Annotated in this window: 6 protein-coding genes; 5 read left to right on the forward strand and 1 reads right to left on the reverse strand. The window is 41.0% G+C overall.

What is annotated here, in order from left to right; genetic code table 11:
* The 5 genes from SORDD24_RS07090 to SORDD24_RS07110 all read left to right on the forward strand — a co-directional run.
* A partial coding sequence (locus SORDD24_RS07090) for a putative PEP-binding protein (RefSeq protein WP_231082698.1) occupies positions 1 to 764 on the forward strand: 764 nt, incomplete at its 5' end.
* Complete coding sequence (locus SORDD24_RS07095) at positions 761 to 1,201, forward strand: ASCH domain-containing protein (protein ID WP_061409048.1); 441 nt, start codon at positions 761 to 763, stop codon at positions 1,199 to 1,201. The genes SORDD24_RS07090 and SORDD24_RS07095, both read left to right, overlap by 4 nt.
* A 121-nt stretch (positions 1,202 to 1,322) precedes the next feature.
* Positions 1,323 to 3,869, forward strand: a complete 2,547-nt coding sequence (locus SORDD24_RS07100; protein ID WP_061409051.1) for a M1 family metallopeptidase — start codon at positions 1,323 to 1,325, stop codon at positions 3,867 to 3,869.
* Between the two features lie 109 nt (positions 3,870 to 3,978).
* Entirely contained in the window at positions 3,979 to 4,653 is a 675-nt protein-coding gene (ciaR, locus tag SORDD24_RS07105) for a two-component system response regulator CiaR (protein ID WP_000590630.1), read from the forward strand.
* Positions 4,643 to 5,980: a sensor histidine kinase gene (locus SORDD24_RS07110; protein WP_061409054.1), complete on the forward strand. Its 1,338-nt coding sequence runs from the start codon at positions 4,643 to 4,645 to the stop codon at positions 5,978 to 5,980. Before ciaR ends, SORDD24_RS07110 begins: the two co-directional genes overlap by 11 nt.
* Positions 5,981 to 6,044: 64 nt before the next feature.
* On the opposite strand, the gene SORDD24_RS10905 is transcribed toward SORDD24_RS07110, so the two are convergent.
* Positions 6,045 to 6,215, reverse strand: a 171-nt coding sequence (locus SORDD24_RS10905) for a DUF3270 family protein (protein ID WP_155720143.1), incomplete at its 5' end; no start/stop codon positions are given.

Genomic DNA, 6,215 nt, shown 5'->3' on the forward strand with positions numbered 1-6,215 from the left:
GAGAATACTTACTTAGAGAGCTTAATCAAAACATCCTATTAGCAAGTTGTCAGCAATTTGTAAAAGATTATCTAGATACTATTTGCTCCTTGTACTCAGATGAAGAGGTTTGGTATCGTTTTTCAGAGTTAACAAATACAGAAGCTAATTGTTTAGAGGGAACTAAAGAGCATTTTGATGAAAATCATCCCTTGTTTGGATATAGAGAGATAAGGCGTTTGATGGCGTGTCCGAATGAATTTCAGGCTGAGGCAAATGTCGTTACAGAAGTTTATCAAACAAATCCCAATCTGTCTGTTATTTTTCCTTTTATCAATGATGCTGAGCAGTTAAAACAAGCTATTAGAGTATTACGTGAGCATGGTTTTACTGGAAAAGTCGGCACAATGATTGAGTTACCGTCAGCTTATTTTGACTTGGACAGAATAATAGAAACGGGTATTTCAAAGATTATAGTTGGAATGAATGATTTGACTTCTTTTGTTTTTGCGACTGTGAGAAATAGTCAATGGCATGATATGGAAAGTCCAATAATGTTAGATATGGTAAGAGATATGCAGGATAAAGCAAGGATAAAAAAGATTGACTTTGCTGTAGCAGGCTATCTGAATGCTTCTTTCATACAAAAAATGAATCAGATGGGTATCAAGTGTATTATCCACTACAGTTCTATTCCAGAGATTTCTAATTTAGAGATTGATCATCCAGACCACCTCAAACGTGTAAAAGAAGAAAGTAAAAAATTACAAAGGAGCAACCCATGACACCGCAAGAAATGTGGAATGCATACAAGCAAATTAACCCCTCTATCGGAGATGAGATAGATGCCTGGGCTTTTGGAGTGGAAGCAGATCTCTTGGCAGATTTGGTTTTAAAAGGCGAAAAGACAGCAACTGCATCAGCTTACGATCTCTACGCACTAGAAGAGGAACCCCTTCCGCAAGAAGGAACCTTTGATGTCATTTTAGACAGTCAAGATCAGGCTGTCTGCATTGTCGAAATTACCAAGGTTTCCGTTCAGCCCTTTCATCAAGTTTCTGCTGAACATGCCTTTAAGGAAGGGGAGGGGGATAAATCTTTAGCCTATTGGCGTCAGGTTCATGAAGACTTTTTCACCGAGTGGATGAGGGAAGCCGGACTGACTTTTACACCTGACAGCAAGGTCGTTTTGGAAGAATTTCGTAAAGTCTACCCACTGTAGACTGCTAGAAGAAAGAAAGTTTTGGAAATCACCGTCCAATCCTTTTTTCTTAAGCAAAACATGATATAATAAATTTGTTTGAATAAGAGTAAAACTCTTAAACTTAGAATAGGAGAAAACTATGCAAGCAGTTGAACATTTTATTACGCAATTTGTTCCTGAACACTATGATTTATTTTTAGACTTGAGTCGTGAGACCAAGACCTTTTCTGGGAAGGTGACCATCACAGGTCAAGCACAGAGTGACCGTATTTCCCTTCACCAAAAAGACTTGGAAATCGCTTCTGTAGAAGTTGCGGGTCAAGCTCGTCCATTTACAGTTGATCATGAAAATGAAGCCCTACATGTCGAATTGGCTGAGGCTGGTCAAGTTGAATTAGTCATTGCTTTTTCAGGAAAAATCACAGACAACATGACAGGTATTTACCCTTCTTACTACACAGTGGATGGTGTCAAGAAGGAAGTCTTGTCTACGCAGTTCGAGAGCCATTTTGCGCGTGAAGCCTTTCCGTGTGTAGATGAGCCAGAAGCCAAAGCAACCTTTGATCTCGCTCTCCGTTTTGACCAAGCTGAAGGTGAGTTGGCCTTGTCAAACATGCCTGAAATTGATGTGGATAACCGCAAGGAAACAGGTATCTGGAAGTTTGCGACAACACCTCGTATGTCTTCCTATCTGTTGGCCTTTGTAGCTGGTGACTTGCAAGGTGTTACCGCTAAAACCAAGAATGGTACCCTCGTAGGTGTCTATTCAACCAAAGCTCACCCATTATCAAACCTTGATTTCTCATTGGACATTGCCGTTCGCTCAATCGAGTTTTACGAAGATTACTACGGAGTTAAATACCCAATCCCTCAATCTCTTCATATCGCTCTTCCTGACTTCTCAGCGGGTGCCATGGAAAACTGGGGTCTTGTAACCTACCGTGAAGTTTACTTGGTTGTGGATGAGAACTCAACCTTTGCTAGCCGTCAACAAGTGGCCCTAGTTGTAGCACATGAGTTGGCTCACCAATGGTTTGGGAACCTCGTTACTATGAAATGGTGGGATGACCTCTGGCTCAATGAAAGCTTCGCTAACATGATGGAATACGTCTGTGTCGATGCCATCGAGCCAACTTGGAATATCTTTGAAGACTTCCAAACAGGTGGTGTGCCGGGAGCACTTAAACGTGATGCGACGGATGGCGTTCAGTCTGTCCACGTCGAAGTTAAACACCCAGACGAAATCAATACCCTCTTTGACGGAGCTATCGTCTATGCCAAAGGAAGCCGTCTCATGCACATGCTTCGTCGTTGGCTAGGTGATGCTGATTTTGCTAAAGGTTTGCATGCTTACTTTGAAAAGCACCAATATGGAAATACCATTGGTCGTGACCTTTGGAATGCCCTTGGACAAGCGTCAGGACGTGATGTTGCAGCCTTCATGGATTCTTGGTTGGAGCAACCTGGTTATCCAGTTCTCACTGTCAAAGTTGAAAATGATGTCTTGAAGATTTCACAAAAACAATTCTTTATCGGTGAGCACGAAGACAAGAACCGTCTCTGGGTGGTGCCACTCAACAGCAACTGGAAAGGCTTGCCAGATACACTCGAAACTGAAAGTATCGAAATCCCTGGCTACGCAGCTCTTCTTGCTGAAAATGAAGGAGCTCTTCGTCTCAACACTGAAAATACTGCCCACTATATTACCGACTATCAAGGAGACTTGTTAGAAGCTGTTCTTGCTGAGCTAGAGACACTTGATAACACAAGCAAACTGCAAATTGTTCAAGAACGTCGTTTGTTGGCTGAAGCAGGGCACATTTCTTATGCAGACTTGCTTCCAGTCCTTGATAAACTAGCTAAGGAAGAGTCTTACTTGGTAGTTTCAGCTGTATCTCAAGTGATTGCTGCCCTTGAGCGCTTTATCGATGAAGGAACAGCAACTGAGAAAGCCTTTAACACACTCGTTGCTAAATTGGCTCGTCACAACTATGACCGTCTTGGTTTTGAAGCCAAAGATGGTGAATCAGATGAAGACGAATTGGTCCGTCAGTTGACCATTTCCATGATGATTCGCTCAAATGATGCAGAAGCTAGTCAAGTTGCTAGCCAAATCTTTGCAGCTCACAAGGAGAATCTTGCAGGACTTCCAGCAGCAATCCGTGCTCAAGTGCTCATCAATGAGATGAAACACCATGAGACCAAAGACTTGGTCGCAACTTATCTGGATCTATATACTCATGCGACGGATGCGGTCTTTAAACGCCAGTTGGCAGGAGCTCTTGCATACAGTACAGATGCCGACAATATCCAAACCCTGATTGGCTCATGGAAAGATAAATTTGTAGTGAAACCACAAGACCTTTCTTCATGGTACCTCCAATTCCTCGGACACCAAGCTACCCAAGAAACTGTTTGGGTTTGGGCGCGTGAAAACTGGGATTGGATTAAGGCAGCCCTTGGTGGAGATATGAGCTTTGATAGCTTTGTCATCTTCCCATCGCATATCTTTAAAACAGAGCAACGCTTGGTAGAGTACAAGGAATTCTTTGAGCCACAACTCTCTGACCTTGCTCTTAGCCGTAACATTCGTATGGGTATCAAAGATATCGCAGCGCGTGTTGACTTGATTAAGCGTGAGAAAGCAGCAGTTGAAGCTGTTGTAGCCCAATATGCCAAAGCTTAATTCGTTCGAAATGTAAACAAAAACTCAACTTTCTATCTGAAAACGAGAGAGAGTTGAGTTTTTTTTAAGGCAATTTTGGTATAATAATCATAACAAGGAGGAGTTTCTGATGATAAAAATCTTATTAGTAGAAGATGACCTAGGCCTGTCAAACTCAGTATTTGACTTTTTGGATGATTTTGCAGATGTCATGCAGGTTTTTGATGGAGAAGAAGGTCTCTACGAAGCTGAGAGTGGCGTCTATGACTTGATTTTGCTTGACCTGATGTTGCCAGAAAAAAATGGTTTCCAAGTCTTAAAAGAGTTGCGCGAAAAAGGAATTACGACACCAGTCCTTATCATGACTGCTAAGGAAAGTTTGGATGACAAGGGACATGGTTTTGAGTTGGGAGCGGATGACTACCTTACCAAACCTTTCTATCTAGAAGAACTCAAAATGCGGATCCAAGCTCTTCTCAAACGTTCAGGTAAGTTTAACGAAAACACCTTGACCTATGGAGATATTGTCGTTAACCTTTCAACGAATGAAGTGAAAGTGGAAGATACTCCTGTGGAACTACTCGGAAAAGAGTTTGAGTTATTGGTTTATTTCCTTCAAAATCAAAATGTCATTCTTCCCAAGACACAGATTTTTGACCGTCTATGGGGATTTGATAGCGATACGACGATTTCCGTTGTAGAAGTCTATGTCTCAAAAGTTCGTAAGAAATTGAAGGGAACAGCATTTGCTGAAAATCTTCAAACCTTGCGTAGTGTCGGGTATATTTTAAAAGATGTTCAATAAACTAAAAAAAACATGGTACGCGGATGATTTCAGCTATTTCATTCGAAACTTTGGAGTGTTCACTCTGATTTTCTCTACCATGACCTTGATTATCCTTCAGGTCATGCACTCGAGTCTCTACACTTCTGTAGATGAAAAACTACAAGCCCTTAGTAGTAGTCCTCAAGCTGTCATCCAGTTAGCTCTGAATCGGGCAACTGAAGAGGTCAAGGATATCCAACCAGCAACTGCGGATGCCAACAAGGCTGAAATCAAGCCCAATGTTAGCTCCAATACAGAAGTTTTGCTTTTTGACAAGGATTTTAACCAACTCTTACTGGGTAATCGCTTTTTAGGCTTGGACAAGATTAAACTGGACAAGAAAGAGTTGAATCATATTCGGCAAATCCAAGTTTTCAATAGCTATGGTCAGGAAGAAACCTATCGAATGGTCTTGATGGAAACCAACTCTTCCACCGTATCAAGTAATGTCAAATATGCGGCGGTTCTAATCAATACCAGCCAGCTTGAGCAAATCAGCCAAAACCACGAGCATTTAATTGTTGTAGTCATGGCTAGTTTCTGGCTCCTGTCTTTAATTGCCAGTGTTTACCTGGCACGTGTCAGTGTCAAACCCCTATTGGAAAGCATGCAAAAGCAGAAGTCCTTTGTTGAAAATGCGAGTCACGAACTGAGAACGCCTTTGGCCGTTTTACAAAATCGTTTAGAGAATCTCTTTCGAAAACCAGAGGCAACGATTATGGAATCCAGCGAAAGTATTGCCTCCAGTCTTGAAGAAGTTCGCAACATGCGTTTCCTTACGACCAATCTTCTCAACCTTGCACGTCGAGATGATGGAATCAAACCAGAAATAGCAGAAGTTTCTCCACAATTCTTTAAAACAACCTTTGCCAACTATGAGTTGATTGCTTATGAAAATGATCGTGTTTTCAACTATGAAAATCGAATTTATCGTCCATTCATGACCGATCAGTTGCTCCTAAAACAACTCATGACCATTTTATTTGACAATGCCATCAAGTATACCGAAGAAGATGGCAAGATTGAGTTTGTAGTCTATGCTACAGATCGCCACCTCTATCTTACAGTAACGGATAACGGAATTGGAATTTCAGCTGCTGACAAGAAGAAAATCTTTGACCGCTTTTACCGTGTGGACAAGGCGAGAACCCGTCAGAAAGGTGGCTTTGGTCTTGGACTATCTTTGGCCAAGCAAATTGTAGATGCTTTACGAGGAACGATTAGCGTAAAAGATAACAAACCTAGAGGAACAATTTTTGAAGTTAAGATCGCTATTCAATCTCCTTCAAAACGTAAGAATAAATAAAAAAGACAGTTATCTAACTGTCTTTTTTGATAACTAGAAAAGAGGTTGGTAGTAGTACCAACCTTTATTTTGAAAGTTTTCGTTTCATTATCTTTCTTTGAAGTTGTAAAAGTGCGAAGCTTGTTGCCATAGCAGCGATAAATGATAAAGCTGTATTTAATTTTAAGGCTAAAAAGATAAAGCTAAAAAGCACCATAAAAATACAGAAACAAGCGATATTTACAAAAAATAAAAT

This window comes from Streptococcus oralis (assembly GCF_001579175.1).
In the GTDB taxonomy this organism is placed as follows: domain Bacteria; phylum Bacillota; class Bacilli; order Lactobacillales; family Streptococcaceae; genus Streptococcus; species Streptococcus oralis_O.

What these genes read in the sequence shown, in the direction of transcription:
- SORDD24_RS07100 (WP_061409051.1), top strand. Translation starts at nt 1,323, where the DNA reads ATGCAAGCAGTTGAACATTTTATTACGCAATTTGTTCCTGAACACTAT.
- SORDD24_RS07110 (WP_061409054.1), top strand. Translation starts at nt 4,643, where the DNA reads ATGTTCAATAAACTAAAAAAAACATGGTACGCGGATGATTTCAGCTAT.
- SORDD24_RS07095 (WP_061409048.1), top strand. Translation starts at nt 761, where the DNA reads ATGACACCGCAAGAAATGTGGAATGCATACAAGCAAATTAACCCCTCT.
- ciaR (WP_000590630.1), top strand. Translation starts at nt 3,979, where the DNA reads ATGATAAAAATCTTATTAGTAGAAGATGACCTAGGCCTGTCAAACTCA.